The organism is Bailinhaonella thermotolerans, assembly GCF_003594875.1.
Classification (GTDB): Bacteria; Actinomycetota; Actinomycetes; order Streptosporangiales; family Streptosporangiaceae; genus Bailinhaonella; species Bailinhaonella thermotolerans.
On record NZ_QZEY01000054.1, the window covers coordinates 1 to 815 of the forward strand.

The following is an 815-nucleotide window of genomic DNA, read 5'->3' on the forward strand; positions in this document are numbered from 1 at the left end:
CCGCCCGACTCGAAGCGGAGCATCCGCAGGGCGTCATGCCGTACGGGCCGCAGCCGCAGCCCCCGCGGGTCCTCCCGGTGCGGCCCGTTGCCGCGCACGTCCAGCCGTTCCAGCTTCGGGAACGCCTCCAGCAGCGGGGTCACGTCCCCGTGCTGGATCCACGAGATCTGGTCGCCGGCGCTCTCCGGGGCGAGGAAGATCGCCCGCAGCTCCGGGAACTCCGCCGCGTGCGCGGTGAACAGCTCCACCACGATGTCGGAGGAGGTGTCGAAGTTCCACTCCTGAACGAGGACCGCGCGAACCCGCCGCACGTCCACGCTGTCGAGGAACCGCCGGAACTGCTCGGAGAACTCCTCGTCGTGGTAGTGCTCGTTGGCGAACAACTGCCAGGCCACCGCGGCGGCGTCCGGGAGTTCGTCCCCCTCCGCCGTCTCCCAGAACTGCTCGATGGGCAACCCCGCGTACGACTCGTAGAACGCCGCGTACTGCCCGTGATAAACACCGAGGTCAGGCGTGACCCCGCCCGTCCCGCTCACTCGCCCACCGCCACGTAGCGCCAGGACTCGCCGCCGTCGTCGTCGGGTTCCTGCCGGTCGGCCAGATTCACCTCGGTGCCGGAGGCGGCGAAGGCCCGCCGTACGCGCTCCTCCATCGGCTCGGTCAGGTAGTGGTGGGCCAGGTCCAGGCGGGCCAGATGGGTGAGGGGCTGTCCGGCGAGCAACGCCTCGGCGCCCGCGTCGCCCAGGACGCCGAGGCCCAGGCTCAGCGTCTCCAGGCGGGACACCACGGGCGCGGCCGCGACCGCCGCCGCGATC

General features: G+C 71.9%; 2 pseudogenes. Both read right to left on the reverse strand.

The window, feature by feature from the left end:
- Nucleotides 1–536, reverse strand: a pseudogene (locus D5H75_RS40710) (hypothetical protein); the annotation flags it as partial.
- Nucleotides 533–815 (reverse strand): annotated as a pseudogene (locus tag D5H75_RS42570) (STM4015 family protein); the annotation flags it as partial. The pseudogenes D5H75_RS40710 and D5H75_RS42570, both read right to left, overlap by 4 nt.